The 26,269-nt window shown below is 69.8% G+C and carries 29 protein-coding genes; 16 read left to right on the top strand and 13 right to left on the bottom strand.

Going from position 1 to position 26,269, the window contains the following annotated elements:
- Positions 1-1,756: ABC transporter ATP-binding protein (locus C0481_RS03070; RefSeq protein ID WP_293400551.1), on the top strand; the 1,756-nt coding region annotated here is incomplete at its 5' end.
- A gap of 160 nt (positions 1,757-1,916) precedes the next feature.
- Positions 1,917-3,572: a M28 family metallopeptidase gene (locus C0481_RS03065; protein ID WP_293400549.1), complete on the top strand. Its 1,656-nt coding sequence runs from the start codon at positions 1,917-1,919 to the stop codon at positions 3,570-3,572.
- Here C0481_RS03065 and C0481_RS03060 read toward each other — a convergent pair.
- From C0481_RS03060 to C0481_RS03045, 4 genes are all read right to left on the bottom strand, one after another.
- Complete coding sequence (locus C0481_RS03060; RefSeq protein ID WP_293400547.1) at positions 3,569-4,048, bottom strand: hypothetical protein; 480 nt, start codon at positions 4,046-4,048, stop codon at positions 3,569-3,571. The two genes, C0481_RS03065 and C0481_RS03060, sit on opposite strands and share 4 nt — an antisense overlap.
- A complete protein-coding gene (locus C0481_RS03055; protein ID WP_293400545.1) occupies positions 4,038-4,409 on the bottom strand; it encodes a hypothetical protein in 372 nt (123 codons plus the stop codon). The genes C0481_RS03060 and C0481_RS03055 overlap by 11 nt, the downstream gene beginning before the upstream one ends.
- 305 nt (positions 4,410-4,714) lie before the next feature.
- Positions 4,715-5,983: a beta-ketoacyl-ACP synthase II gene (fabF, locus tag C0481_RS03050; protein WP_293400543.1), complete on the bottom strand. Its 1,269-nt coding sequence runs from the start codon at positions 5,981-5,983 to the stop codon at positions 4,715-4,717.
- A gap of 5 nt (positions 5,984-5,988) precedes the next feature.
- Positions 5,989-6,438 carry a MarR family winged helix-turn-helix transcriptional regulator gene (locus C0481_RS03045; protein ID WP_293400541.1) on the bottom strand — a complete coding sequence of 150 codons (450 nt, stop codon included), beginning with the start codon at positions 6,436-6,438 and terminating at the stop codon, positions 5,989-5,991.
- A 115-nt stretch (positions 6,439-6,553) separates the two neighbouring features.
- On the opposite strand from C0481_RS03045, the gene C0481_RS03040 reads away from it, so the two are divergent.
- Positions 6,554-7,135, top strand: a complete 582-nt coding sequence (locus C0481_RS03040) for a histidine phosphatase family protein (RefSeq protein WP_293400539.1) — start codon at positions 6,554-6,556, stop codon at positions 7,133-7,135.
- On the opposite strand, the gene C0481_RS03035 is transcribed toward C0481_RS03040, so the two are convergent.
- On the bottom strand, positions 7,132-7,797 hold the full coding sequence (locus C0481_RS03035) for a hypothetical protein (RefSeq protein WP_293400537.1): 666 nt from the start codon (positions 7,795-7,797) through the stop codon (positions 7,132-7,134). The two genes, C0481_RS03040 and C0481_RS03035, sit on opposite strands and share 4 nt — an antisense overlap.
- A 117-nt stretch (positions 7,798-7,914) precedes the next feature.
- Here C0481_RS03035 and C0481_RS03030 point away from each other — a divergent pair, with 117 nt between their 5' ends.
- On the top strand, positions 7,915-8,277 hold the full coding sequence (locus C0481_RS03030; protein WP_293400535.1) for an STAS/SEC14 domain-containing protein: 363 nt from the start codon (positions 7,915-7,917) through the stop codon (positions 8,275-8,277).
- Here the strand turns inward: C0481_RS03030 and C0481_RS03025 are convergent.
- Positions 8,274-8,930, bottom strand: coding sequence for a TetR/AcrR family transcriptional regulator (locus C0481_RS03025; RefSeq protein ID WP_293400533.1), 657 nt, complete (start codon positions 8,928-8,930; stop codon positions 8,274-8,276). The two genes, C0481_RS03030 and C0481_RS03025, sit on opposite strands and share 4 nt — an antisense overlap.
- Before the next feature lie 17 nt (positions 8,931-8,947).
- Between C0481_RS03025 and C0481_RS03020 the strand changes: the two genes are divergently transcribed.
- Positions 8,948-9,397: a nuclear transport factor 2 family protein gene (locus C0481_RS03020; RefSeq protein ID WP_293400531.1), complete on the top strand. Its 450-nt coding sequence runs from the start codon at positions 8,948-8,950 to the stop codon at positions 9,395-9,397.
- Entirely contained in the window at positions 9,394-10,209 is an 816-nt protein-coding gene (locus tag C0481_RS03015) for a hypothetical protein (protein WP_293400529.1), read from the top strand. The genes C0481_RS03020 and C0481_RS03015 overlap by 4 nt, the downstream gene beginning before the upstream one ends.
- Here the strand turns inward: C0481_RS03015 and C0481_RS03010 are convergent.
- Complete coding sequence (locus tag C0481_RS03010) at positions 10,206-11,027, bottom strand: LytTR family DNA-binding domain-containing protein (protein WP_293400527.1); 822 nt, start codon at positions 11,025-11,027, stop codon at positions 10,206-10,208. The genes C0481_RS03015 and C0481_RS03010 overlap by 4 nt on opposite strands.
- A 248-nt stretch (positions 11,028-11,275) precedes the next feature.
- Here C0481_RS03010 and C0481_RS03005 point away from each other — a divergent pair, with 248 nt between their 5' ends.
- The 3 genes from C0481_RS03005 to C0481_RS02995 are packed head-to-tail and all read left to right on the top strand — an operon-like array spanning position 11,276 to position 13,388.
- Entirely contained in the window at positions 11,276-11,914 is a 639-nt protein-coding gene (locus tag C0481_RS03005) for a LemA family protein (RefSeq protein ID WP_293400563.1), read from the top strand.
- Positions 11,911-12,693: a TPM domain-containing protein gene (locus tag C0481_RS03000; RefSeq protein WP_293400525.1), complete on the top strand. Its 783-nt coding sequence runs from the start codon at positions 11,911-11,913 to the stop codon at positions 12,691-12,693. Before C0481_RS03005 ends, C0481_RS03000 begins: the two co-directional genes overlap by 4 nt.
- Before the next feature lie 2 nt (positions 12,694-12,695).
- Positions 12,696-13,388 (top strand): TPM domain-containing protein, encoded by a 693-nt coding sequence (locus C0481_RS02995; protein WP_293400523.1) that lies wholly within the window; start codon positions 12,696-12,698, stop codon positions 13,386-13,388.
- On the opposite strand, the gene C0481_RS02990 is transcribed toward C0481_RS02995, so the two are convergent.
- Both C0481_RS02990 and gloB read right to left on the bottom strand, forming a co-directional pair.
- Positions 13,385-15,013 (bottom strand): Na+/H+ antiporter, encoded by a 1,629-nt coding sequence (locus C0481_RS02990; RefSeq protein ID WP_293400521.1) that lies wholly within the window; start codon positions 15,011-15,013, stop codon positions 13,385-13,387. The two genes, C0481_RS02995 and C0481_RS02990, sit on opposite strands and share 4 nt — an antisense overlap.
- Positions 15,014-15,027: 14 nt before the next feature.
- Complete coding sequence (gloB, locus tag C0481_RS02985; protein ID WP_293400519.1) at positions 15,028-15,792, bottom strand: hydroxyacylglutathione hydrolase; 765 nt, start codon at positions 15,790-15,792, stop codon at positions 15,028-15,030.
- 81 nt (positions 15,793-15,873) lie between these two features.
- On the opposite strand from gloB, the gene C0481_RS02980 reads away from it, so the two are divergent.
- Both C0481_RS02980 and C0481_RS02975 read left to right on the top strand, forming a co-directional pair.
- Positions 15,874-16,629 carry a methyltransferase domain-containing protein gene (locus tag C0481_RS02980; RefSeq protein ID WP_293400517.1) on the top strand — a complete coding sequence of 252 codons (756 nt, stop codon included), beginning with the start codon at positions 15,874-15,876 and terminating at the stop codon, positions 16,627-16,629.
- Positions 16,630-16,696: 67 nt separating this feature from the next.
- Complete coding sequence (locus tag C0481_RS02975; RefSeq protein ID WP_293400515.1) at positions 16,697-17,041, top strand: P-II family nitrogen regulator; 345 nt, start codon at positions 16,697-16,699, stop codon at positions 17,039-17,041.
- A gap of 3 nt (positions 17,042-17,044) precedes the next feature.
- Here the strand turns inward: C0481_RS02975 and C0481_RS02970 are convergent, their stop codons facing one another.
- Complete coding sequence (locus C0481_RS02970) at positions 17,045-18,397, bottom strand: hypothetical protein (RefSeq protein ID WP_293400513.1); 1,353 nt, start codon at positions 18,395-18,397, stop codon at positions 17,045-17,047.
- 15 nt (positions 18,398-18,412) lie between these two features.
- Complete coding sequence (locus C0481_RS02965; RefSeq protein WP_293400511.1) at positions 18,413-18,754, bottom strand: helix-turn-helix transcriptional regulator; 342 nt, start codon at positions 18,752-18,754, stop codon at positions 18,413-18,415.
- 172 nt (positions 18,755-18,926) lie between these two features.
- Between C0481_RS02965 and C0481_RS02960 the strand changes: the two genes are divergently transcribed.
- Positions 18,927-22,052: an autotransporter domain-containing protein gene (locus tag C0481_RS02960; protein ID WP_293400509.1), complete on the top strand. Its 3,126-nt coding sequence runs from the start codon at positions 18,927-18,929 to the stop codon at positions 22,050-22,052.
- Between the two features lie 28 nt (positions 22,053-22,080).
- Complete coding sequence (locus C0481_RS02955; RefSeq protein WP_293400507.1) at positions 22,081-22,350, top strand: hypothetical protein; 270 nt, start codon at positions 22,081-22,083, stop codon at positions 22,348-22,350.
- 44 nt (positions 22,351-22,394) lie between these two features.
- Here the strand turns inward: C0481_RS02955 and metW are convergent, their stop codons facing one another.
- The gene (gene metW, locus C0481_RS02950; RefSeq protein ID WP_293400505.1) at positions 22,395-23,057 is read right to left on the bottom strand and encodes a methionine biosynthesis protein MetW; all 663 of its coding nucleotides are present in this window, start codon (positions 23,055-23,057) and stop codon (positions 22,395-22,397) included.
- On the bottom strand, positions 23,054-24,205 hold the full coding sequence (locus C0481_RS02945; RefSeq protein ID WP_293400503.1) for a homoserine O-acetyltransferase: 1,152 nt from the start codon (positions 24,203-24,205) through the stop codon (positions 23,054-23,056). The genes metW and C0481_RS02945 overlap by 4 nt, the downstream gene beginning before the upstream one ends.
- A gap of 125 nt (positions 24,206-24,330) precedes the next feature.
- Between C0481_RS02945 and C0481_RS02940 the strand changes: the two genes are divergently transcribed.
- From C0481_RS02940 to C0481_RS02930, 3 genes are read left to right on the top strand one after another with little or no spacing between them, the layout of a single operon-like run.
- The gene (locus tag C0481_RS02940; protein WP_293400501.1) at positions 24,331-24,822 is read left to right on the top strand and encodes a histidine phosphatase family protein; all 492 of its coding nucleotides are present in this window, start codon (positions 24,331-24,333) and stop codon (positions 24,820-24,822) included.
- 2 nt (positions 24,823-24,824) lie between these two features.
- A complete protein-coding gene (locus tag C0481_RS02935) occupies positions 24,825-25,166 on the top strand; it encodes a DUF952 domain-containing protein (protein WP_293400499.1) in 342 nt (113 codons plus the stop codon).
- Positions 25,163-26,203 (top strand): quinone-dependent dihydroorotate dehydrogenase, encoded by a 1,041-nt coding sequence (locus C0481_RS02930; RefSeq protein WP_293400497.1) that lies wholly within the window; start codon positions 25,163-25,165, stop codon positions 26,201-26,203. Before C0481_RS02935 ends, C0481_RS02930 begins: the two co-directional genes overlap by 4 nt.
- Positions 26,204-26,269: the final 66 nt, after the last annotated feature.

Genomic DNA, 26,269 nt, shown 5'->3' with positions numbered 1-26,269 from the left:
GCGTTTCCTCGGCTTGATGGTCCCCTACCGCCGCGCGTTCCTCGTCGCCGTCGTCGCCGTGCTGGTGTCGGCGGCCTCGGTGGTGGCGATCCCGGCGCTGATCGGGCGGGCGGTGAACGCGGCGGTGGCCCGCGACGGCCATCTGCTGGACCAGACCCTGATCGCCTTCGCAGCCTTGGTGGCGATCTATTCGACGGCGTTCTTCATCGAGCAGTGGCTGTCGGCGCGGTTGGCCCAGCGGGTGATCTTCGACATTCGCCGCAAGATGTTCGACCATTTCCAGGACGTCTCGCTGTCGTTCATGGACAAGACCCACGTCGGACGGATCATGTCGCGGCTGCAGGGCGACGTGAACGCGCTGCAGGAGTTCCTGGAGAGCTCGACCGGCGCGGTCGGCGACTTCGCGATGCTGATCGGCATCGCCGCGGTGCTGATCAGCATGGACTGGAAATTGGGGCTGCTGACCCTGACGGTGCTGCCGATCCTGATCGCGGTGCGGGCGGTGTGGCTGCCGTTCTCCAAGAGCAGTTTCCGCGAAGCGCGCGACGCCTCCTCGACCGCCAACTCGGCGCTGGCCGAGAACATCAACGGCGTGCGCACGGTGCAGGAGACCCGCCGCGAGGCGGTGAATTTCGACCTCTACAAGGACAAGGCCTACGACAACTTCGAGGCCCAGGCGCGGGCGGCCTGGATGACCCAGATCATGGTGCCGACGGTCGACGTGCTGACCGGCCTGGCCATGGCCATCGTCATCGTGGTCGGCGGCAACGCCGTGCTGGACAGCCGGCTGGAGGTCGGGGTGATGGTCGCCTTCATCTTCTATGTGCAGCGGTTCTTCGACCCCGTTCGCATGCTGTCGATGCAGTACACGATCATGCAGCGGGCGATGGCCGCGGCGCACCGGATCTTCGAGGTGCTGGACGTGAAAGTGGCGATCAAGGACGCGCCGGACGCCCAGCCGCTGAGCGACGCGCCGGCGACCGTCGAGTTCAAGAACGTCACCTTCGGCTACGACCCGGCGCGGCCGGTGCTGCACGACATCAGCCTGAAGGTGAACCCGCGCGAGGTGGTGGCGCTGGTCGGGCCGACCGGCTCGGGCAAGACCTCGATCATCGCCCTGACCCACCGGTTCTATGAGGTCGATCAGGGCCAGGTGCTGGTCGGCGGCCAGGACGTGCGCGACGTGACGCTCGACAGCCTCGGCAAGACCATCGGCATGGTGCTGCAGGAGCCGTTCCTGTTCACAGGCACGATCGAGGAGAACATTCGCTACAACACCGCGACCGCCAGTTTCGAGGACGTGGTCGCGGCGGCCAAGGCGGTGGCGGCGCACGACTTCATCATGAAGCTGCCGGACGGCTACCAGACCAAGCTGGGTCAGCGCGGGCGCAACATCTCGATGGGCCAGCGGCAGCTGATCTCGTTCGCCCGGGCGCTGGTCGCCAACCCGCAAATCCTGATCCTCGACGAGGCGACGGCCAATATCGACTCCTTCACCGAGCAGGCGATCCAGAAGGCGCTGAAGGTGCTGTTCGAGGGGCGGACCTGCATCGTCATCGCCCACCGGCTGGCGACCATCCGCGACGCCGACCGGATCATCGTGCTGCAGCATGGCCGCATCCTGGAGCAAGGCAACCACGACGAGCTGATGGCCACCGGCGGGCTCTATTCGCACCTCTACACCTCGGCGCACGCCTCGTTCGACGACCAGGTGGTGGCGACGACCGGCGACGCGGAGTTCGCGACGCGGACGTAATTCCTTGCCGCTCATCCCGGCGAAAGCCGGGACCCAAGCTGACGTTCGATAAGTCGGGGCATCGGGTGGTGGGCGCGAGAGGCCGCTTGGGTCCCGGCTTTCGCCGGGATGAGCGGGTGGTTAGGGTCGCGCCCAACAATCCCAGTTCAGAGTCGCCCCCATGATCCGCACCGCCGCGCTGTCGCTCGCCCTGTCGCTGCTCGCCACGAGCGCCCTGGCCCAGGACCCGATCGATCCGGCGCGGTTGTCGTCGATCACCAAGGTGCTGGCCTCGGACGAATTCCAGGGCCGCTCGCCCGGGACGCCCGGCGAGGCCAAGACCATCGAATACCTGGTGAAGGAGTTCAAAGCCCTGGGCCTGGAGCCGGCCGGCGACGCGGGCGCCTACACCCAGGACGTGCCGCTGCTGCACACCAAGCTGAAGGGCGACGCTGCCTTCGCGCTCGACCTGAACGGCAAGCGCCGGGAGCTGGCGCGCAACACCGACGTCACCGCCACGACCCTGCGGCCGGTGGACAAGGTGGCGATCGACAAGGCGCCGCTGGTGTTCGTCGGCTACGGCGTCACCGCGCCCGAGCGCGGCTGGGACGACTTCAAGGGCGTCGACCTGAACGGCAAGATCGCCGTCTTCCTGATTAACGACCCCGACTTCGAGGCCCCGGCCGGAGCGCCGGTGGCCGGCAAGTTCGGCGGCCAGGCGGCGACCTATTATGCGCGCTGGACCTACAAGTACGAGGAAGCCGCCCGGCGCGGCGCGATCGGGGCGTTGATCATCCACGAGGCGCCCGGCGCCGGCTATGGCTGGTCGACGGTGATCGCCTCGAACGGCGAGGGCTTCGACATCGTCCGCGCCGACCCGGCCAAGGAGAAGGTGCTGCTGCAGGGCTGGCTGAGCGGGGCGGCGGGGCGCGAGCTGCTCGCCGCCGCCGGCCAGGACTTCGACGCCCTGAAGGCCAAGGCCCAGCGCGCCGATTTCCAGCCCGTGCCGCTGACCGGCGCGGCGTTCTCGGCGAGCTATGGCGTGACGCACGACCAGATCGTCAGTCGCAACGTGATCGGCAAGATCACCGGCGCCAAGCTGCCGAACGAGAGCATCATGTTCGCCGCCCACTGGGACGCCTATGGCGTCGGCGCGCCGGACGCCCAGGGTCGCACGGTCCGCCCTGGCGCGCTCGACGACGCCATCGGCGTGGCCGGGACCATGGAGATCGCGCGGGCGTTCAAGGCCGGTCCGCCGCCGGCCCGCACCCTGGTGTTCGCCGCCTGGACGGCCGAGGAGCGCGGGCTGCTGGGCTCGGAGTACTATGGCGTCCATCCGACCGTGCCGCTGGAGACCATGGCCGCCAACCTCACCATGGACGTGCTGCAGCCGAACGGCCTGGCCAAGGACGTGGTGCTGATCGGCGCGGGCCAGAACGCGCTGGAGGACATGCTGGCCAAGGCCGCGGCTGCGCAGGGCCGGACGGTGACGCCCGACGCCCATCCGGAGCGGGCGCTGTTCTACCGCGCCGACCACTTCTCGTTGGCCCGCAAGGGCGTGCCGGTGCTGCTGCTGATGGGCCTGGGCGGCGGGGCCGACCTGGTGCACGGTGGCCGGGCGGCCGGCGACAAGTGGGTCACCGACTATACCGCCAGCGCCTATCACACGACCGGCGACGCCTGGTCGGCCGACTGGGACCTGTCGGGCGCGGCCCAGGACGTGGCGCTGTTCTACGAGATGGGCAAAGAGCTGGCGGCGGGCGGAGCCTGGCCGAACTGGAAGGACGGCTCGGAGTTCAAGCCGCTGCGCGACGCCAGCGCGGCCAAGCGGCGTTAGTTCTCGTCGTCCTTCGGCGCGCCGGCGCGGCGGTAGGCGGCGAGCAGCAGCAAGAGGTCTCGCTTGTTGAGGTTCAGCGCCTGGACGAGTTCCGGGCGCTGATAGACCTCGCCGGGGATGATCACCCGCCGGCCGCGCACCCGCTGGCAGTAGCCGAGGTCGACCAGCCGCGAGACGTAGCGGCGGACGGTCTCGCGCGGGATGTTCAGCGATCCGGCGATCGACAACACGCTGACCGGGTGGCGCATGTCGTTCGGGACAAGGCCGGCCTGGAGGTCGGCCAGGTGGCGCTCGGGCGCGATGTGGCTGACCGTCGCCTGGCCGATGGCCATGAACACGACGCCCAGCATCATGTCGCCTTCGAAGACCTCGCTGGCGGTGGCCAGGGTGCGCAGCACGAAGCCGCCGGCCAGCCGGGCGAAGAAGATGTCGGCCGGCTCCTGGAGCGCGGCGGCCGGGCGCGTCTCAGGCGTCATCGGAGCCGTCGATCGGTCGCAGGCGCACGTCCAGGCCGCTGTTGGCGAGTTCGGTGCGGAAGGGCTTGCTGAACGCCCAAGCCTCCGATCCGGCGAACAGCACCCGGCGGAAGGGAGGATGGGCGAAGGGCGCGGCGGCGGCGGGTTCGGCGTACTCGCGCAACAGCGCCTCGACCCCGGCCTTCAGGCGGCAGGTCTCCATGGCCGGGAGACGGCCGCGGGCGAAGGCGACCAGTTCGTCGGAGGTGGCCGGCTCGCCGAGGGTGCGGATGCCGGTGACGATGACGATGAGAATCCGCGCCTTTTCGGCAGCAGTGTGCGGCGTACGGAACCGATCGCTCGGGAAATTGATGATTGTCATTCGCAACGTCCGGGGCGGCGAATTGTAACGCCATGTAAAATCCAGATCATTCCGCGTCGGGTATACGACGTCTGTCTGTGATTTTCCGGAAGTGCGTCGCCAGATTTATTCAAAGTCATCATCACACGCTCGACCAATTAAGCTGCACAACTACGGCCGATACCCGCGCCGTGATAGCTAACAAGTCCTGAATGGCGGGCGCGCAGTTCCCCAAATTGGGGAGGCCAGGGGCCGAAAACGAAACCGGCCGCACCCTGGGGTGCGGCCGGCCATACAAATGCATCTTCTGGGCGCGTCGGCTGCGATCAGCCGTCCCAGCGCTTGAAGACCACGCTGGCGTTGACGCCGCCGAAGCCGAAGCCATTGGACAGCGCATGCTCGAAGCTGGCCTGGCGCGACTTGAGCGCCACCAGGTCGAGGCCGGCGGCGTCCTCGTCCGGATTTTCCAGGTTGAGGGTCGGCGGGATCACCTGGTCACGCAGGGCCAGCACGGTGAAGATCGCCTCCAGCCCGCCGGCCGCGCCCAGCAGGTGGCCGGTGGCCGACTTGGTCGAGGCGATGGCCGGCCCGTGGCCGGTCCCGAACACCGACTTGATCGCCGCCAGTTCGCCCTTGTCGCCGACCGGCGTCGAGGTGGCGTGGGCGTTGAGGTGGCCGATGGCCGAGGGCTCCAGGCCGGCCTGGGCCAGCGCCATGCGCATGGAGCGCGCCGCGCCGTCGCCGTCCTCGGGTCCGGCGGTCAGGTGATAGGCGTCGGCGCTGGTGCCATAGCCGACCAACTCGGCGATCGGCTTGGCGCCGCGGGCCAGGGCGTGGTCGAGCGCCTCGATGACCATGATCCCGGCGCCCTCGCCCATGATGAAGCCGTCGCGGGCGGCGTCGAACGGGCGCGAGGCCTTGGTCGGTTCGTCGTTGAACGCCGAGCCCAGCGCGCGGGCGGCGGCGAAGCCGCCCAGGCTGACGCGGTCGATGGTCGCCTCGGCCCCGCCGCAGATCGCGATGTCGGCCTCGCCGGCGCGGATCATCCGGGCGGCGTCGCCGATCGCCTGGACCCCAGCGGCGCAAGCGGTGACCGGTGCGCCGAGCGGGCCTTTGTAGCCGTGGCGGATCGACACCCAGCCGGCGGCCAGATTGGCCAGGAACGACGGCACGGTGAACGGCGACAGCCGCCGCACGCCACGCTCGTCGGTGATGCGCACGGCCTCGGCAATGGCCGGGAAGCCGCCGATGCCGGTGGCGATGATGGTCGCGGTGCGGTGCTTTTCGGCCTCGCTCTGCGGGGCCCAGCCGGACTGGGCGATCGCCTCTTCCGCCGCGGCGATCGCGAACTGGATGAAGCGGTCCATCTTCTTCTGGTCCTTACCCGAGACCGCGGCGTCGAGGTCGAAGCCGGCCTCCGGATCCTCGGCGATGGACTGGACGTTCCCGGCCACCTGGGCCGGGACGTCGGGGGCCAGGTCGGCCGGCAGCCGGCGCAGGCCCGACTGTCCGGCGACCAGCCGCGACCAGGCCTTGTCGGTTCCTGTTCCCAACGGCGAAACCACGCCCTGGCCGGTCACAACGATTCTACGCATCTCACTCACCTTTCAGCTCTCTCGAGGGCCAAGGCCGCACGTTCCAAGCGCACCAGGGCCTGACGGGTTTCGTCGGCCTGGCCCTCCAGCAGCGCGGCCAGATCGGCCTGCGCCTGGCGCCAGCTGGGGATGGTCGTTCCAATCAGGTCGGCGCCCGCGGGGGTGACCGCAAGGCGCCGGCCGCCGCGTCCGCGCCCGCCCTCGCCGGCGACGAGGCCGCGGGCCTCCAGCAGCTTCAGGTTCCGCAGCAGGGCCGAAGGCTCGACCCCGACCTCCTCGGCCATGGCCGCGACCGAGCCGTGCTCGCCGCGGGCGATGACGCCGAGCAGCACGTACTGGCTGATGTTGAGGCCGAACGGCTTTAGACGCTGGTTGAAGGCCCGGGTCACAGCCCGCGCGGCCTTGCGGCTGCGATGGCCGAAGCAGAACCACAGCATGTCGTCGGGCGGCTGCATTATCCGGCATATACAGGATTAATCGCCGCGACAAAAGCCGGCCGCGGTCTGGCGCGCAGCGCCTGCGTCGGGGATAACGGATCCAAGGCCGGGGGAAACCGGCAAGGGGAAACACATGGAACTGATCCTCATCCGTCATGGATTGCCGGTGCGCCGCGACGACAGCGCCGATCCCGACCTGTCGGCGGAGGGCCACGACCAGTCGCGCAAGGTCGCCGACTGGCTGGCGCACGAGGGCGCCGACGCGGTGTGGTCGAGCCCGATGCGGCGCGCCGTGCAGACCGCCCAGCCGTTCGCCGAGCGCTTCGGCCACGCCATAAACATCCACGAGGGGGTCGCCGAGTTCGACCGCGACTCCGGCGCCTACATCCCGATGGAAGTGCTGAAGCGCGAAAACTACGAGGCCTGGCTGGCCATGGCCACCGGCGACCACGCCATGGACATCGAGGCGTTCAGCGCTGCCGTGGTCGGGGGGCTGGAGGAAGTGATCGCCGCCCATCCCGGTCAGCGCGTGGCGGTGTTCTGCCACGGCGGGGTGATCAACGTCTGGACCGCGCACATCCTGGGCATGGCTCCGCGGCTGTTCTTCGAGCCGGGCTACACCAGCGTCCACCGCTACATGTGCGCCCGCGCCGGCCAGCGGAACGTCGTGGCGCTGAACGAGCGCGCGCACCTGCGGGAGATGGCGGGAGCCTAGAGCAACGCGATCGGGATCAGAATCGCCAGCAGGCAGGCGACCGCCATCAGGATCGAGCCGACGGCGCATGCCGCCCCCGTCGCGACGCCCGCCGTCAGCTTCGCCGAGAACCAGCGGGTCTGCGCGACGAGGAACCAGGCCGCGCCTCCGACCATCACGGCGATCCCCAGGTCGTTCGACAGTTCGTCGTGCGCGAAGATGAAGATCCCGGCGTTCAGGATCAGGGCGCACGGGGCGGCCAGATAGCACTGGGCGTAGAACGGCGCGCGTAGGGCCTCACGCGATAGTGCTTGGCGCCTTGCTTTGAGCATGACGATCGCGGCGACCAGCGGCAGCAGGCTGAAGATCAGGGCGCGAGCGAGCGCCTGGTTCTCGGGCGTGCTGTTGATGGCCTTCACCACCTCGGAAGGGCTTTCCGGCGTCGAGTGAGTGGCGGTCCCGATCAGATTCAGCAGGACGACGGTGATCAGCAGCAGCAGCGGCGGCGAAAGCGCCCGGTCATAGCGCCCCTCGCCCTCATCAGACTGTTCGGCGTCCGAGTAGGCCATCCATGTCAGCGGGCGGGTGATCACCCGCCAGAGGGTCAGCGGATAGAAGGCTAGCCAGGAAGTCGCTTCGAAGAGGAAGTCCTCAAAGCTCCGCAGGATTTTCATGAAGTCCATGAGCTGCTCCCGGGGCGGCGCGGCGATCTCGCGCCGACGAAAGGTTATCGGCAGCCTTGATGGCCCTCAATGCGTTGCCTTGGCCTGGGCGGAATCTCGCCGTGAAGGAGGCTGTACATGCTGGACATCAAGATCGACGAGACCGCCGGGTACATCGAGTTGACCGTCGACGGCGCCATCGACAGCGCCGGCTACGAGGCCGCCGTCGCCGCCATCGAGGCGCTGCTGAAAACTCACAAGAAGATCAACGCGGTCGAGGTGGTGCGCAGCTTCGCGGGGATGGAGCCGAGCCTCTGGTGGCGCGACCTCAACTACAGCTTCTCGCGGCTGGATGCGTTCGGTCGCTGCGCGGTGGTGACCGACAACGGCTGGATCGGGCCGATGGCGCGGTTCTTCGCGGCCTTCCTGTCGGTCGAGCTGCGGACGTTCGACCTGAAGGACCTGGAGGCGGCGCGGGCCTGGGCCAGGGACGGGCGCTAGGCCGCCCGGAACGCCGCCGCCGTCATCCGCGCCAGCGCCTTCAGTTGCTCGCGCGTGCAGCGCTCGCCCAGCACCACCAGGCGCCAGTAGAGCGGACCGATCAGAAAGTCAGTCGCCAGGGCGCGGTCGATGTCGGCCGAGAGCTCGCCGCGGGCGACGGCTCGCTCGACCAGGGTCGCGACCTTCTTGGCGCTGGCCGCCTCGCTAGGGCGCAGGGCCGCGGCCAGGGCCGGTTCGCGCTCCATGCTGGCATAGAGGTCGGCCATGATCCGGCGGACCATCGGGTGACGCATCAGCCGCCGGCCGGCGAGGCCCATGGCGTAGAGGTCGGCCTCCAGCGAGCCGCGATCGCCGGACTCGATGCGCGCCGGCACGGTCGCGGTCAGCTGCGAGACGAGGTCCTGGGCCATGTCGGCCTTGGAGCGCCAACGGCGATAGAGCGCGGCCTTGCCCACCCCGGCCTTGCGGGCGACGGCGTCGAGGCTGAGCGCGCTGTAGCCGACCCGCGCCCATTCCTCGAAGAAGACCCGCGCCAGGGCGTCGGTGATCTGCGGCCGCTTCACGGCGGCGCCGCTCAGACGCGCATCCGTCGCGACGGAACGGTTGCGTTCCATCGTGTCGAGGTCTATCTCGTCGAGACGATCCTGTTCCATCGATGGAGACCTACCGCGTGAGCGAGACCAAGCCAACCTTCGTGAGCGTCCTGCAGGACGCGCTGGGCGAGCGCATCGACCCGTCGGCGGCCAACTTCATCGAGATGATGTCCGAAGACTTCGTGATGGAGTTTCCGTACGCCCGGCCGGGCATGCAGCGGCGCATCGAGGGCCGCCAGGCCGTGGTCGCCTATCTGATGGGCGTCGCCGGATCGGTGAGCGTCGATACGGTCGGGAACGTCGTCGTCCACCAGACCGGCGACCCTGAGGTGGTGATCGTCGAGTTCGAGGCTCGCGGCCGAGCCCTGAAGGTCGATGAGCCATACGAGCAGCGCTACATCTCGGTCATCCGCGCCCGCGGTGGCCGGATGATTCACTACAAGGACTACTGGGACCCGCTGCAGGGCCTGAAGGCCCAGGTCGGGGCCGCGGCGGTGGAGGCCTTCGTGCTCGGGGACGCGGCATGAGCGGCCTGGTGCTGGTGACTGGCGCGAGCGGCAAGACCGGCAAGAGCCTGGTCGCGCAGCTGCAGGCGCAGGGCGCGGCCTATCGCGCCGCCACCCGCGGGAGCGAGCCGCCGTTCGACTGGACGGCGCCGCAGACCTGGGACGCGGCCCTCGACGGCGTCGGCGCGATCTACCTGGTCGCCCCGCCGACGGTGGACGATCCCTATTCGAAGATGATCGAGTTCCTGAAGGTCGCGGGTTCCCGCCGCCTGGTGTTCCTGGGCATGGCCTCGCTGCCGGCCGGCGGCCCGGCCCACGGCCAGGTCCACCAATGGCTGAAGGACAATAGCGACGACTGGGCGGTCGTGGCGCCCAGCGCCTTCATGCAGAACTTCGCCGAGGGCTCGCATCTGGCGACCATCCGCGGCGAGGACGCCATCTACTCGAACACCGAGGATGGCCGCGTGCCGTTCATCAGCGCCGACGACATCGCGCGCGCGGCGTTCGCGCTGCTGACCGGCCCGGCGGGACAGAACCGCGAATTCCTGGTCACCGGCGGCGAGGCGATGTCCTACGACCAGGTCGCCGAGCAGATCGGCCAGGCCCGCGGGCGCCCGGTCGCGCATGTCCGCATCTCGACCGACGATCTCGCCGCGCGCTTCATCCAGCGCGGCCTGCCCGAGCTGACCGCCCGGTTCCTGGCGGCCGGATACGAGACCATCGCCGCCGGGGCGCACGCCCAGACCTCGGACGACTACGGCGCTCTGACCGGCAGGGCGGCGATCACGTTCGAGGCGTTCGCCCAGGCCAACGCAGAGGTCTGGAGGCCCTAGCCGCCGCGCAACCGGGCCAGGGCGTCGGGGAAGCGGCGCGACAGCGGCGCTTCCAGATCCCCCAGCCGGACCGCGTAGTCGCCCGACTTTTCCGGCCGCAGCTCGGTGACTCGGGCGGCGTTGACCAGCCACGAGCGATGTGTGCGCACGAAGCCGAGCGGCGCGAGCTCGGCCTCGAGCGCGGTGAGCGAGGCGCGCATCAGCGGCTTGCGCCCGTCGGCCAGCAAGAACTCGACATAGTTGCCGGCCGAGGTGGCGGCGAGGATCTCGGCCAGCGGCGTGCGCAGCATGCGCGCGCCATCGCGGATGTCGAAGGTGGCGGGCGCCGGCGGCGGAGACTGCGGCGTCCGCAACGCTTGCGGCGCGTAGAGCCGGGCCAGGCCCCAGAATGCGCCGACGCCGATGAAGTAGCCGATGGCGTCCTTGCGCAGTTCGTAGACGAAGCGCTGGGCGAGGTCGAAGTCGAAGGGCAGGCCGAGCCAGCCGAAGACCAGGGCGCGCAGCAGATAGAAGCTGACGATGTGGGCGGTGGCGAAGGCCAGCAGCCCGAGCGCCTGCACCGCCAGCATCCGCCAGAGCGGGCGGCTGTCGGGCGGGGCGATGCGGAAGGCGACCCAGCCGATCCACATGAAGGCGATGGCGCAGAGCGCGCTGGTGTACTGCTCGACCGCCGGAAAGATCCACGGCGTTTCCGGGCGGTCCTGGAACGCGGTCAGCATGTTGACCGTGTTCAGCGCCAGGATAGTCAGCGCGAACACAGGGATCGAGCGCCGGAAGACGCCGTTCAGCTCGAGGCCGGATCGCTGGCCGTTCGTCACGCATGGATTCCGTCTGTGCCCGTCGGGGCGCCCGCGCGGACTTTCAACGCTTCGGTGCGCTAGGCCAAGTCCCGCGAATGGCCGCAGAAGCGAGAGCGCGTATCAGTAATCGCGCGGAGATTGCGAAGTCGCGCGCCACGGGACAATGATGCGCGTGCCAAGCTCGGACTTGGCGGCTTTGGGAGCACTCACACGTGACCAATATTCGCCAACGCTTCGTGCGCGCAGCCCTGATCGTGCTGACGCCCATGCTGATCGCCGGCTGCGGCATCAACACCATCCCCACCAAGGACGAGAAGGCCAAGGCCGCCTGGGCCGAGGTGCAGAACCAGTACCAGCGCCGGGCCGACCTGATCCCCAACCTGGTCGAGACCGTGAAGGGCTATGCGACCCAGGAGCGCGAGGTGCTGACCCAGGTCACCGAGGCCCGCGCCTCGGCCACTCAGGTCAAGGTCGACGCTTCGACCATCACCGACCCCGTGCAGTTCCAGAAGTTCGCCCAGGCCCAGGACCAGCTGTCGGGCGTGCTGGGTCGGCTGATGATGATCCAGGAGCGCTATCCGGACCTGAAGTCGAACCAGAATTTCCTGGCCCTGCAGAGCCAGCTGGAAGGCACTGAGAACCGCATCGCCATCGCGCGGCGCGACTACAACGCCGCGGTCCAGGACTACAACACCGAGATCCGCACCTTCCCCGGCGCACTGTGGGCCGGGACCGTGCACCGCTGGGCCAAGCCGATGCAGACCTTCGCCGCCAGCGCCGCGGCGCAGACCGCGCCGAACGTGAACTTCGGCGGCTCCGCCCCGGCCGCGCCGGGCGTGAACATGGCCCCGGCGACGCCGGCCGCCCCGGCTCCGACCGCTCCGGCGCCGGCGCCCGCTCAATGACGATGCGCACGGGGCCGTGGGGCGCGATGCGCCTCGCGGTCCTGGTCATGTTCGTCTGGGTCGGGGCGGCGGTCGCCGCGCCGACCTTCCCGCCCTTGACCGGGCGGGTGGTGGACAACGCCAACATCCTGTCGCCGCAAACCGAGGCGCAGCTGACCACCGAACTCGCCAACCTGGAGGCCCAGACCGGCCGCCAGCTGGTGGTGGCGACGCTGCCCGATCTGCAGGGCTACGAGATCGAGGACTACGGCTACCAGCTGCTGCGCACCTGGGGCATCGGCAGCAAGGAGCGCAACGACGGGGCGGTCCTGATCGTCGCGCCCAGCGACCGGAAGGTACGCATCGAGGTCGGTTACGGGCTGGAGCCGGTGCTGACCGACGCGCTGTCCAGCCTGATCATCAACCAACGCATCATCCCGGCCTTCAAGGAGGGCCGGCTGGAAGAGGGCGTGGTCGACGGGACCCAGGCCATCGTCCAGCAACTGTCGCTGCCCGACGATGAGGCGCGCGCGGCGGTCGCCAAGGCCCAGGAGCGTCCGCAGAGCGAGGGCGGGGTCAGCGTCGGGACCATCATCGTCATCTTCATCATCTTCTGGCTGCTCAGCGGCGTGTTCGGCGGTCGCCGGCGCGGAAGCCTTTGGTGGCTGCCCCTGATCCTCGGAAGCGGCGGAGGCGGCGGTCGCGGCGGCTGGGGCGGCGGCGGCGGCGGATTCGGGGGAGGCGGCTTCAGCGGCGGCGGCGGTTCCGGCGGCGGCGGCGGGGCCTCGGGGAGTTGGTAGGAATGTTGAGCGAAACCGACCGCGCCCGCATCGAGGCGGCTGTGAAGGCGGCCGAGGCCGGCACCACGGGCGAGATCTATTGCGTGGTCGCGCCGGAGTCCTCGGAGTACCTGGAGGTGCCGATCGCCTGGGGTGCGATCGCCGCCCTGGCCGCGCCGGCCGTGCTGCTGGCGGCCGGCGTGCACGTCACCGCGCCCGACGATCTCGGCGGCGGCTGGTCAGCCGCGCAGATGAGCTCGGCGGCCGAGGCCGCGGCGCGCACCGCGCTGAGCGGGGCAATCCTGCTGCAGTGCGCGCTGTTCGTGGCGGTGGCGATCCTGGTCGCGATCCCGGTGGTGCGCCACGTCATGACCCCGCGGGCGCTGAAGCGGGAACGCGTGCGCCGCCGCGCCCACGAGCAGTTCCTGGCCAAGAACCTGCAGGCTACGCGCGAGCGCACGGGCGTGCTGATCTACGTCTCGGCCCGCGAGCACATGGCCGAACTGATCGCCGACGAGGGCATCGACGCCAAGGTGTCGGATCGGGCCTGGGATGGGGCGATGGCGCGGCTGATGGACGGCTTCAAGGCCGGGCGGCCGGCCGATGGGTTCGAAGAGGCGATCGGCCTCTGCGGGGCGATCCTGGCCGAGCACTTCCCGCCGCGCCAGGGCGACAATCCCAACGAGCTTTCCGACTCGGTGGTCGTGCTCGGCTAGCTGTAACGGGCTTCCAGCAGGTCGATCTCGCGCACCAGCTTGCGGGCGCTTTCGTCGTCGAGCCGTCGGGCGCGGGCCAGCTTGAAGATCGTGTCGCGTTCGGCCCGCAGCCCGGCCAGCCGCAATTGCCGCTCGATCAGCTCTATCCGGCGATTGAGCTCGAGGATCTCGGGCTCCTGGCGACGACTGTCGATCCGCTGGCGGTACAGCTCCATGATCCGTCCTGAAACGTCGATATAGAGGTCAGCGTCGGCGCGGCCCTCGGCCATGTCATGCTGGGCCTGCTCGATGGCGGTGATGGCGGCCTGGGCGGCCTCGACCCGGGCGTTGTCGATCTCGTTCTGATGCGACGGCTCCGGCGGCAGTTCGAGGTTCTTCAGCAGTCGCGGCAGGACGATGCTGGCCAGCACCAGGGAGACGATGATCACTCCGGCGGCGAGGAAAATGGCGAGATTGCGGGCCGGGAACGGCGTGCCGTCGGCCAAGGCGAAGGGCAGGGTCAGCACGCCGGCCAGGGTGATGGCCCCGCGCACGCCGGCGACCGAGGTCGCCGCGATCAGCCGCCAGCTGACCGGCGGCGGCGGTTGGCCCCGGCGGATGGCGCGGGCGATGTTCCATTTCAGCGAGAACCACGCCCACACGAACCGCAGGGCGGCGAGGGCGGCGGTGATCGCCAGCACGTAGACGATCAGCCACCACGGCTCGTGGTGGCCGGTGACTCGGACGGTCTCCGCGGCTCTGGCCATGATCGAGGGCATCTGCTCGCCCAGCAGCACGAAGATCACGCCGTTCAGCGCAAACTGGACGGTGTCCCAGACCGCGGCGCGGCGCACGCGGGTGATGGCCAGGACCTGCCCGCTCTGCTCGGTGAAGCTCATCGTCACCCCGGCGGCGACTGCGGCGAGGATGCCCGAGCAGTGGACGTGCTCGGCCAGCAGATATGCGCCGAACGGGATCAGCAGGCTGATCAGAATCTGGACGCCGGTGTCCTCGCCCAGCTTCTGGCTGACCAGGTTCTTTAGCTTGGTCACGCTCCAGGTGACGCCGGTGCCGATGGCCAGGCCGCCGAGCGCGACCCACAGGAACGAGCCGACCGCCTCTTGCAGCGAGAAGGCGCCGGTCACCGCCGCGGCGACGGCGAAGCGCATGCAGACCAGGCCCGAGGCGTCGTTGAGCAGCGACTCGCCCTCGAGGATGTGCATCAGCCGCTTGGGGATCGGCGCGCGCGAGGCGATGGCCGAAACTGCGATCGGGTCGGTCGGCGACAGGATGGCGGCGAGGGCGAAGGCCACGGCCAGCGGCATGGCCGGGATCAGCCAGTGGATCAGGAAACCCACGCCGATGACGGTGAAGACGACCAGGCCGAGCGCCAGTTCGAGGATCACCGCGCCGTCGCGGAACAGGTCGTCCTTCGGGATGCGCCAGCCATCGAGGAACAACAGCGGCGGCAGGAACAGCAGGAAGAACACCGACGGCTTCAGGTCGACCGTGGGGACCACAGACAGGGCGATGATCGCGCCGAGCCCGATCTGAACCAGCGGCAACGGCGTGCGCAGCAGCCGAGCCAGCGGGGCGCTGACCACCACGGCCAGCAGCAGGAAGAGGATGGTGGTGATCCAGGTCAATGGCTGGCCCCCGCCTAACCCTTGAAGCTGTCCTTGGCGGCCCGCACAGCGGCGAACGCCTCGTGGTCGGGGGCGCCCGACACGCCCAGGCGGCCGGCGAGCTGCGGCGCGCGCAGGAACGGGTTGGTGGCCTTTTCCAGCCCGATGGTCGTCGGCACCGTCCATTCGCCGCGCTCGCGGGCGGCGAAGATGTCGCTGGTGCGGGCCTTCAACGCCGCATCGTCGTCGACCGACAGTGCGAAGCGGGCGTTGGAGGCGGTGTATTCGTGGGCGCAGTAGACCTTGGTGTCGTCGGGCAGCGCGGCCAGCCGCTGCAGGCTGTCCCACATCTGCTGCGGCGTGCCCTCGAACAGTCGCCCGCAGCCGAGCGCGAACAGGGTGTCGCCGACAAAGGCGACGTGGCCCTCGGCGTCGAAGTAGGCGACGTGGCCCAGTGTGTGGCCGCCGCTCTCGATGACCTCAAGCCGGGTCTGGCCGAGCATGACGTGATCGCCGCCGGCGACGATGCGGTCGGGGGCCTGACCGATGCGCTCGACCTCGGCCGGGCCGACCACGGTGGCGCCGGTGGCGGCCTTGATCTCGGCGTTGCCGCCGGCGTGGTCAGGGTGCCAGTGGGTGTTGAGGATCAGGTCGAGCTTCCAGCCGAGCGCGTTCAGTTCGCGCAGGATGACCGAGGCCTCGGGCGTATCGATGCAGGCCGCCAGGCCGCTGGCGTCGTCACGCACCAGGAAGCCGTAGTTGTCCGAGAGGCAGGAAAACTGATGGACGGTGATCGACACGTGTCTCTCCTGGCCTTCTTGTCGGGGTCCTTGCGATTTAGGGTCGGCAGCCGGCCAAGTCGAGCCTAAGTCTTGCAGAGCATGCGTCGCGACGTCCTGGATCTCCGCCAATTCTACGCCACCTCGCTCGGCCGCGCCGCACGCGAGATGGTCTCGCGCAAGGTGCTGGAGACCTGGGACGACGCCCGCGACTTGGATGTGCTCGGCCTGGGCTACGCCACCCCGTTCCTCGGCCCGATCCGGCCGGCGGCGCGGCGGGTGGTGGCGGCCATGCCCGCCCAGCAGGGCGTGGAGCTGTGGCCGGCCGAGGGGGGCAACCTGGCCTGCCTGTCGGCCGAGGACGCGCTGCCGTTCCAGAACGCCTTCTTCGACCGGATCCTGGCGGTGCATGCGCTGGAGGAAAGCCCCGACCCGATCGCGCTGCTGCGCGAGGTCTGGCGCGTGCTTTCGCCCACCGGCCGGGTGGTGGTGGTCACCGCCGCCCGCAACGGGCTCTGGGCCAACGCCGAGCGCACGCCCTTCGGCCACGGCCGCCCCTATACCCGCAGCCAGCTGGCCGATCTGCTGCGCGAGGCTGAGCTGGAGCCGACGGGCTGGACCCGGGCGCTCTACGTGCCGCCGGTGACCTGGATGGCGAGCTGGGCCGAGGGCTTCGAACAGGCCGGATCGCGGTTGTGGCCGGGCTTCGCCGGGCTGGTGCTGACCGAGGCAGTGAAGGAGACCTTTGCGGTCAAGGCCCGGACCTCGCGAGTGCGGGTTCCTGCCGTTCGACCGGGCCTGGCGCCTCTTCCGGCCAATCGGGCGCCTGTTTCGCGGGCGCAGGAACCGCCGACGTAGACAAGCGCTTGGACACAGTATCGCTTGGCCCTAGCTTGGGGCGTCTGCCGAGTCTGGGAGTAGCACCATGAAAATGATCGTCGCGGTCATCAAGCCGAGCCGTCTGGACGCGGTGCTGGAGGCTGTCACCGAGGCCGGGGCGTCGGGCCTGACGGTCACCGAGGTCCGCGGCTATGGCCGCCAGCGCGGCAAGACCGAGGTCTACCGCGGAGCCGAGTACGAGGTGAAACTCCTGCCCAAGGTGAAGCTGGAGATCGCCGTGCCGTCCGACATCGCCGAGGCGGTGATCGAGGCTGTGGCGCGCACCGCCAACACCGGCAAGATCGGCGACGGCAAGGTGTTCGTGCTGGACCTGGAACAGGCGCTGCGCATCCGCACCGGCGACCGCGACGCGGCCGCCATCGCCGGCTGAGGCCTAGACGAACGTTCCGTCGTCGTGCGCGGCCTTGAAGGCCGCGTAGTCGGCCGGATCCCCGAAGGCGTGCGATTCGACCACCACCACGGTGTCCCGATCGACCGGCGCGCCAGGGACCGGACGCCCGTGGCCGAGCAGCAGGTAGCCGTCGAGCTGGCCGTCGCCGTCGAGGTCGACCTCGACCCGTTGGCCGGGCGTCGGCGTGAACGTCTGGTTCCCAGCCGTATGCATCCCTTCGAAGATGTTCGTCTGGTCCTTGTGGGTGGCGAGGTTCACGTCGCGGCCGCGGTAGGTCAGGCGGTCGCCCTCGCCGGCCGAGAAGTCGAACACCACCCCTAGCAGGCCGCCGCCCGGCGGCGGCGTGACGATGGCGAAATTGTCCGCTCCGGCGCCGCCGACCGCGATGGTAGTGGCCGACAGATGGATGACATCGTCGCCGGCCCCGCCGTCGAGCAGGTCGAAGCGGCCCTCGGGGGCGCCACCGCCGTCGAGGGTGTCGTTCCCGGTCCCGCCCATCAGGCTGTCGGCCCCGGAGCCGCCCATCAGGCTGTCGTTGCCGGCTCCGCCCGAAAGGGTGTCGTCGCCATCGCCGCCGCGCAGGGTGTCGTCGCCGGCCGTACCCTCGATCACGCGGCCAGCTTGCGTCTCCTGGGCGGGTGGCGCGGCGTCGTGCGTCGCGTCGGCGGGAGCGTCGAGCGCGGCCAGCGTGGTCGGTTCGGCTGGCGGCGCCTCGGGCGTCGGCTGCGGGGCGGGGGCCTCGTCCTCGACCGTCGCGGAGGCCGAGACGGTCTGCGATTCCTCGCCGGCGCTATGATTCTGCGGCGCCAGCAGGTCCTGGCGCTGGACCTCGTCAGAGTTGCTCTGTGCGCTGGCGGCGACCACGGCCAGCGGCGCGGTCGCTGCGGCGATGTCGACATGCTCGATCGCCGTCGGCGTGGCGGCCTCGGCGTCGTCGACCTCGTGGATGAAGGTGGCGGCCACCACCAGGGCGATGAAGGTCTGCACCTGGCGGGCGCTGAGCGAGACGACGACGTCGTCGCGGGCCTCGCGCCAGTCGCCGCCCAGCAGGCGGTCGCAGGCCGCCCAGAGGGTCTCGCCCTCCTGGATCGCGTCGGCTGAGGCGTCGTGGATGACGAACTGGCCGTTGATCCGGGCGACGTGGATCAGCACTTCTTCCTGGTCGTCCTTGATGACGCACCAGGGGTCGCCTTCGTCGGTCACGCCATAGACGACCTCGACCTTCGCGCCGCCCTCGGACAGCCGGTCGGCCAGTTCGGACAGGCGCGCGCGTTCAGCGGCGGTCCATCCGCCGCCGGCGCTGGGCCGCGGCGCGAACGGGACGACGTTGTCCATTCCGACGGTGGTTCCTTAGCCCCTTCCCGCTAGGCGCGCGACCGGCGCATCCTGAGCGGCGTCCCCGAACAGCAGCCGGAAGAGCTCCGGCTCGTAGTAGCGCAGCAAGGTACGGGCGAATTCGGCAGGATCGAGGCCAATCGCCTGGGCCCAGGCGCCCTGGGTCTCGATCGGCACGCGGCCAAGGCCGCTCTCCACCTGCGAGACGAAGGTGTAGTAGCGCAAGCCGACGCGCTCCGCCAGTTCGGCCTGGGTCAGGCCCGCGGCTTCACGTCCGGCTTTCAACCAGCGTCCGGCCTCTTGGCGCAGACTCTTGGTGGCCGCCGCCCGCGCAGGATCGACCGCGCTTCTTGGCATGCTTCTACTCCTTCAGCTCGCGGCGCGCTTGGCCGCCAGCGCATTTTGCGCATTGACCCGCCGATGTACAGTACTTACGAAACGTATTCATACGAGACGCGTAACGCCTCGTCATTGTCATAGCACGGATCTGTGGCCGCAAGCCACGTCGTGAGGTCCGACTGGAGTGATCATGCGCCTTCGCCACGTCCTGTTCGCCGCCGCATCGCCGCTTTGCCTGTTGGCGGGCGCGGCCCAGGCCGAAACCGTCATCTCGACCGCCGTCGCCACGCCGGTCGCCACCGCCACCGCCGCCAGCGGGGCCCGCGACGACGTGAAGATTAGCACCGCCGGGACGATCCAGCCGACGTCCGCCGGCGCTGCCGTCACGCTGAACAGCAACAACACGGTGACCAACGAGGGGACGATCAAGTTCTCGGACGTCAACGACGCCACGGGCATCCTCGGCCTCGGCGGCATGACCGGCACGATCAAGCACGCCGGTACGATCACCATCGACGAGACGACCGAGGTCAAGGACACCGACGGCGACGGAGACCTCGATGGTCCGTTCGCCACCGGCGCGCGCCGCTACGGCATCCGTGTCACCGGCCCGGGCGCCTTCCATGGCGACGTCATCCAGTCGGGCGGCTCGATCACCATCGAGGGCAACGACTCGGCCGCCATTTCGGTCGAGACGGCGATCGACGGTTCGGTGCGCACCGCCGGCGCGATCGCCGTGACCGGCGCCAATGTCTACGGGGTGCACACGACGAGCACGGTCGGCGGCGACGTCGCGATCCGTTCGGCGGCGTCGGTCCAGGGCGACGGCGCAGTGGCCGTGGCCACCGACGATAACGTCGGCGGCAAGCTGATCCTCGGCGGGGCCATCACCTCGACCGGCTTCCGCTACACCAGCCGCGGCGCCGACGCGGCCGTCGCCAAGCTGGACGCCGACGACCTGCTGATCGGCGGCCCGGCCGTGCGCGTGCGCGGCGATGTGTTCGGCGGCGTCGTGGTCGATGCTGCGCCAGCCGATAATGACAAGAACAATGCCGACGAGGATGGTGACGGCGTGGCCGACGCCAGTCAGACCACCGGCGCGATCACCTCGATCGGCTCGGCCCCGGCCATGCTGATCGGCTCGGACGTCCGCGCGATCCGCCTGGGCGTCGGCGGGACCGGGGTCAGCGCCTATGGCCTGAACATCAAGGGCTCGGCCCAGGCGCTGGGCATCTATGACGGGGTCTCGGCGACGGCCGTGCAGCTGGGCGGCCTCGGCGGCGGCGTCACGATCGACGGCGGGGTGCGGGTGTCCGGCTCGGTCACCGCGACGGCCGCCAAGGCCAATGCGACCGGCCTGCGGCTGGGCGCCGGCGTCAGCACGCCGAAGATCCTGGTCGACGGCGGCGCCATCAAGGCGACGTCCACCGCCACCGACGCGGTCGACGTCCGCGCCGTGCAGATCGACGGCGGGGCCGGCGTCTCCTATCTCGGCAACTCCGGCGACATCACCGCGACGATCACCGGGACCAAGGGCTCGGCGACGGCGATCCTCGATGCATCCGGCTCGCTCAGCCTGATCGAGAACGTGAAGACCATCGCGGCCGGCTTCTCCACGTCGGAGACTGTCACCGGGAAGGCCGTGGCCATGGACCTGCGCGCCAACACCAGCGGCGTCACTGTGCGCCAGGGGCCCAACGCCTCAACCTCGGTCACGCCGGCGATCGTCGGCGACGTGCTGTTCGGTTCGGGGCCGGCGCGCCTGGAACTGCTGGCCGGAACCATGGACGGGGCGGTGACCTTCGGATCGGGGGCCGACACGCTGGTGATCGACGGCGGCGCGAAGCTGACCGGCGCCGTGACCGACGCCGGCGGCGGCCTGACCGTGAACATCGCCAAGGGCCGACTGACGACGACCAACGCCGACGCCGTCAACCTGACGTCGCTGAGCCTGGCTTCGACCGGCGAGCTGGTGCTGACCGCCGATCCGACGTCGGGCAAGTCGACCACTCTGAACGTCGCCGGCCGCGCCGATCTGGCCACCGGCTCGAAGGTGGGCCTGCGCTTCACTTCGAAGCTCAGCGAGCCTACCACCTTCACCCTGATCAAGGCCGGGGTGCTGACCGCCGGGACTATCGACCAGAGCCTGCTGGGCACGACGCCCTGGCTCTACAAGTCCGAGCTGCGCCTCGACCAGGCAAACAACTCGCTGCTCGCCGACGTGCGTCGCCGCACCGCCGCCGAGGCGGGGCTGAACAGCGCCGAAGCGGCGGCCTACGACGCGGTGTTCGCCAACTTCGACCGTGACGCCACAGTCCGTGACGCCCTGATCGGCAAGACCGACGAGGCGGGCTTCGCGGGGCTCTACGACCAGTTCCTGCCCGACTTCACCGGCAGCCTGTTCCACACCCTGGCGGCGGCCTCGGACGCCACCAACCGGGCGATCGACGAGAGCGACGGCCAGCTGAACGGCGACGGCCTTCGCGTCTGGACCCAGGAGATCGCCTTCCTGGTCAAGCGCGACGTGGACCGCACGACCAAGTACGACGCCGACGGCTTCGGCTTGGCCGGCGGCGTCGAGGCTCCGTACACCGGCATCGGCACGCTGGGCCTGATGACCAGCTTTGTGAACGTCAATGTCGACGACGCCTTCGCCTCGGCGGCGGAATCGCTCGGCGGCCAAGTTTACTCGGCCGGCGTCTACTGGCGCGACACCGCCGGCGGGCTGACCGCCAATCTCGGCCTGAACGGCGGCTACGCTTCGCTGAAGAGCACCCGCGTGCTGTCAGACCCGGCCGCGGGGCTCAACAAGGAGACCAAGTCCGACTGGAGCGGCCTGACCTTCGCCGCCCATGCGGGCCTGTCCTACCTGCTCGACCTTGGCCGCTTCTACTTCAAGCCCCAGGCCACCGCCGACTACTTCATGCTGAAAGAGGACGGCCGGACCGAGTCCGGCGGCGGCGGGGCCATGGATCTCTCTATCGACGAGCGTTCGAGCAACCAGCTCAGCGCGTTCGCTGGCCTCACCCTCGGAGCCCGCTTCGGCGAGGAGAGCGCCTTTGTCTGGATTCCCGAGCTGACCGCCGGCTGGCGGCAGGCAGCCGGCGACGGAGTGGACGTCACGACCGCCCGCTTCGTCGCCGGAGGTCCCGCCTTCAGCCTGGCCGCCCCGGACCTGTCGGGCGGCGGGCCGGTGGTGCGCTTGGCCCTGCGCGGCCAGGGCCAGTACTTCGACTTCGCCCTAGAGGGCGGCGGCGAATATCGCGACGACTACGAGGCCTATGACGGCCGGGTGGTGGTCCGCTTCCTCTTCTAGTGCGCGGAGTTGAACTGAGATGACGCTCTTGGCTGGAGCTCTCCTGGCGATCGCCGCCGGGCTGGTCGGTGTAGCGCGGCGCACCCATGGTCGCCCGCCGCTCTGGCGGTCATGGGCGGCTCTGGCCGGAGCCGTCGTCTGCCTGATCTTCGGGATTGCGCTGGTGGTCGTCCACCCCAGCGCCATCGTGGAGACGCCGGTCCTCTTGGTGGCCGGCTTCTGCCTCTTCGAGGGGAGCCTGGCGCTCCTCAGCCTGATGGCTGCGGCGGGACGCCCGCAGCCGAAGTGGCTCTCCTAAGGCGGTGTTCCCCCCAGGGCGGAAGGTCCCCCCGCCGCCCGCCGCTATTCGAAGAGGCTGCCTGGGGGCGGGGCCGGCGTGCTTGGAGGCGCCGGCTCCGCCTTTCGGCTGAGCAGGAAGAGGGCGTTCTCGGCGCGCCAGTTCTCGATCGGCGCCAGCGGGTCGATCTGCCGGGCCGGTTTGCCGGGGACGAGCGAGGCGCAGGCGTCGATGCGCAGGTCGAGATCCTCGCACAGGGCGGTGAAGTCGCGCAGCGTGCAGAGGTGGATGTTCGGCGTCGACCACCAGGGCTCGGGCAGGGACTTGGTCTCCGGCATCCGGCCCTTGGTCAGCAGGTCCATCCGCACCCGCCAGTGCCCGAAGTTCGGCAGCGAGACGACGGCGCGATCGGCGATGCGCAGCAGTTCCGACAAGACGTGCTTGGGATCACGCACCTGCTGCAGGGTCTTGGACAGCACCGCGTAGTCGAAGGCCTTGGTCGGGAAATTGTCGAGGTCGTGGTCGGCGTCGCCCTGGACGACCGCTAGGCCGCGCGCCAGGCAGGCCGCCACGCCCTCGCGCGACAGCTCCAGACCCTGGCCGTCGACGCCCTTCTCGTTGGTCAGCAGCTCGAGCAGCTCGCCCTCGCCGCAGCCGACATCGAGCACCCGCGCGTGCGGGCGCACCATCCGGAGGATTTCCTTGAAGTCGTCGCGGATGAAACTCACGCAAGGCCCCGCTTGTCGGCCGCCGAGGCCAGGAAGCCGCGCAGCGCCGAATCCAGTACCGGCTCGTCGAGGAAGAAGGCGTCGTGGCCCTTGTCGGTCTCGATTTCGGCGAAGCTGGCGCGGCAGCCGGCGGCGTTGAGCGCGCGGACGATGTCGCGGCTCTCGGCGGTGGAATAGAGCCAGTCGGACGAGAACGAGAGTACGCAGAAGCGCACGTGCCGCGCCTTGGCGAAGCACTCGGCCAGCACCCCGCCGCAGCGCGCGCCGAGGTCGAAATAGTCCAGCGCCCGGGTGATATAGAGGTACGAGTTGGCGTCGAAGCGGTCGACGAAGCTGGCGCCCTGGTGGCGCAGGTAGCTCTCGACCTGGAAGTCGGCGTCGAAGCCCCACGACAGGCCGTCGCGCTGCAGCTCGCGGCCGAACTTTCGCTGCAGGGCTGGCTCGGACAGATAGGTGATGTGCGCGGCCATGCGGGCGACGGCCAGGCCCTTCTCCGGACGCACGCCAGCGAGCTGATAGGCTCCGGCGCGCCAGTCGGGATCGGCCATGATCGCCTGGCGACCGACCTCGTGGAAGGCGATGTTCTGGGCCGAGTGGCGGGCCGCCGCGGCGATGCAGATCGCCGAGAACAGCTTTTCGGGGTAGTCGGCCGCCCACTGCAGGACCTGCATCCCGCCCATCGAGCCGCCGACCACCGCGAACAGGGTCTCGATGCCCAGCGCCTCGATCAGCATGGCCTGGGCCCGCACCATGTCGGCGATGGTGATCACCGGGAAGGAGAGGGCGTAGGGCTCGCCGGTCGCCGGGTTCAGCGAGGCCGGGCCGGTCGAACCCATGCAGCCGCCGATGACGTTGGTGGCGATGATGAAGTAGCGCTCGGGATCGAGCGGCAGACCCGCGCCGATCACCCGATCCCACCAACCGGGCTTGCCGGTCACCGGGTGGGGCGAGGCCGCATGCTGGTCGCCGGTCAGGGCGTGGCAGACCAGCACGGCGTTGGACTTGTCGGCGTTGAGCGTCCCGTAGGTCTTGTAGGCGATTTCCAGGGGGCTGAGCAGAGCGCCGGAATCCAGGCGCAGCGGCCGATCGGCGGGGAAGCTGTGCAGGCCGCCGCCAGTTTCGCCCTTCGGGATCGCAATCGCGCTCATCAGCCGCTTGGACCGCCAAGCTCTTTCGCTGTCAACAGCTTCGCGTATCGGCTCAGGACGGCTATGAGACCTTACCAGCAGCGCTCGGGGGCGCGTCACACAGCAAGGAGCGCGGCGGAGAGTTCATGGATCGGCTTATTCTCATGCGCCACGGAAAGGCGGAGCGCGAGTCCAAGAGCGGCGAGGACTTTGACCGCAAGCTCACCGACCGCGGGGTGCGGGAATCTGCGGCGATGGCCGCCAACCTCGCCGACCTGGGCCTGGTCCCGGACATCGCGCTGGTCTCGGCCGCGCAGCGCACCCGCGAGACCTGGGCGTCGGCGCACGCGGCCTTTCCGGCCTGCGCCGCGCGGTTCGAACGTTCGCTGTACCTGGCCGAGGAGCGACTGGTTCGCGAACTGGCCGAGGCGGCGGGCCAGAGCTCGCGCACGGTGATGGTGGTCGGGCACAATCCGGGCCTGCAGGAACTGGCCATCCGGCTGCTGTCCGAGGGCTCGGCCCCGGCGCCGCTGATCGCGCGCGCCCACGCGGCCTTCCCGACCGCGGCGGCCGCAGTGTTCCTGTTCGACGCCGCCGGTCGCCCGTCGTACGACGGCCTGTTCTTCCCGCGGGGCTGACCATGGGACGCATCTACAAGATCCTCTCCCGCGCGGAGTGGGCGCAGGCCCAGGCCGCCGGCGTATTCGCGGGCTCGGCGGTCGATCACGCCGACGGCTTCATCCACTTCTCGAGCGCCGCGCAGGCGGCCGAGACCGCGCGGCGGCACTTCGCCGGCCAGGCCGACCTGGTGGTGCTGGCGATCGAGGCTGACGACCTGGGGGCAGCGCTGGTCTGGGAGCCCTCGCGCGGCGGCGACCTCTTTCCGCATCTCTACGGACAGCTCGCGACCGACAAGGTTCGCGCGGTCACCGAAGCGCCGCTGGCCTCCGACGGGGTTCCGCAGCTAGGGAAGCTGGCATGAGCCTGCACGACATCGCCGCCCGCGCCATGCACGTCCTCGATCCCGAGGACGCCCACCGCCTGACCATTCGCCTGCTGGCCCTGGGGCTCGGCCCGCGCGCCGGCGGCGACGATCCGATCCTGGCGACGCAGGTCGCCGGCTTGAAGCTGCCCAACTGCGTGGGCCTGGCGCCGGGCTTCGACAAGAATGCCGAGGTGTTCGGGCCGATGCTGGCCAGCGGCTTCGGCTTCGTCGAGTGCGGCACGGTCACGCCGCTGGCCCAGGCCGGCAATCCGCGCCCGCGCCTCTTCCGGCTCAGCGAGGATCAGGCGGTGATCAACCGCATGGGCTTCAACAACGAGGGCCTGGAGCCGTTCGCCGCCCGCCTGGCGCGGCGAGGCCCGGGCGTGGTCGGGGCCAACATCGGGGCCAACAAGGACGCCGAGGATCGCGTCGCCGACTACGTCACCGGCCTGACCCGGCTGTGGGGCCTGGCCTCCTATTTCACGATCAACATTTCCTCGCCCAACACGCCGGGCCTGCGGGCGCTGCAGACCAAGGCGGCGCTCGAGGAACTGCTGGGCCGTCTGGCCCAGGCGCGCGACGCCTTGCCGGCGGCCGGCAGGGTCCCAATGTTCCTGAAGGTCGCGCCCGATCTGGAGGACGGCGAGGTCGAGGCTATCGTCGAGACCGTGGTCGCCAACGGGCTGGAGGGCATCATCGTCTCCAACACCACCATCAGCCGCCCGCAGCTGGCCTCCCGCTTCGCCGGCGAGACCGGCGGGCTTTCGGGCGCGCCGCTGACGGCGCTGTCGACCCAGATGCTGAGCGCCTTCGCCCAGGCCTCGGCGGGACGCGTCGTCCTGATCGGCGCCGGCGGCATCGCTTCGGGCCAGGACGCCTACGCCAAGATCCGCGCCGGGGCGTCCGCGGTGCAGCTCTACTCGGCCATGGTGTTCGGCGGACCGGGCCTTGTGACCCGAATCAAGCGCGACCTCGCGACCTGCCTGCGGCGTGATGGTTTCGCCTCGGTCGCCGCCGCGGTGGGCGCCAATTGAGGCCAAAGCGCGGGCTTTCCTGCGGAATCGGCCACGCTTCGGAACGGCGCTGCGTTGCCGAACCGT

It is taken from the genome of Phenylobacterium sp., from assembly GCF_013822795.1.
Classification (GTDB): Bacteria; Pseudomonadota; Alphaproteobacteria; order Caulobacterales; family Caulobacteraceae; genus Phenylobacterium.
This window is presented reverse-complemented; position numbering and strand designations above follow the sequence as displayed.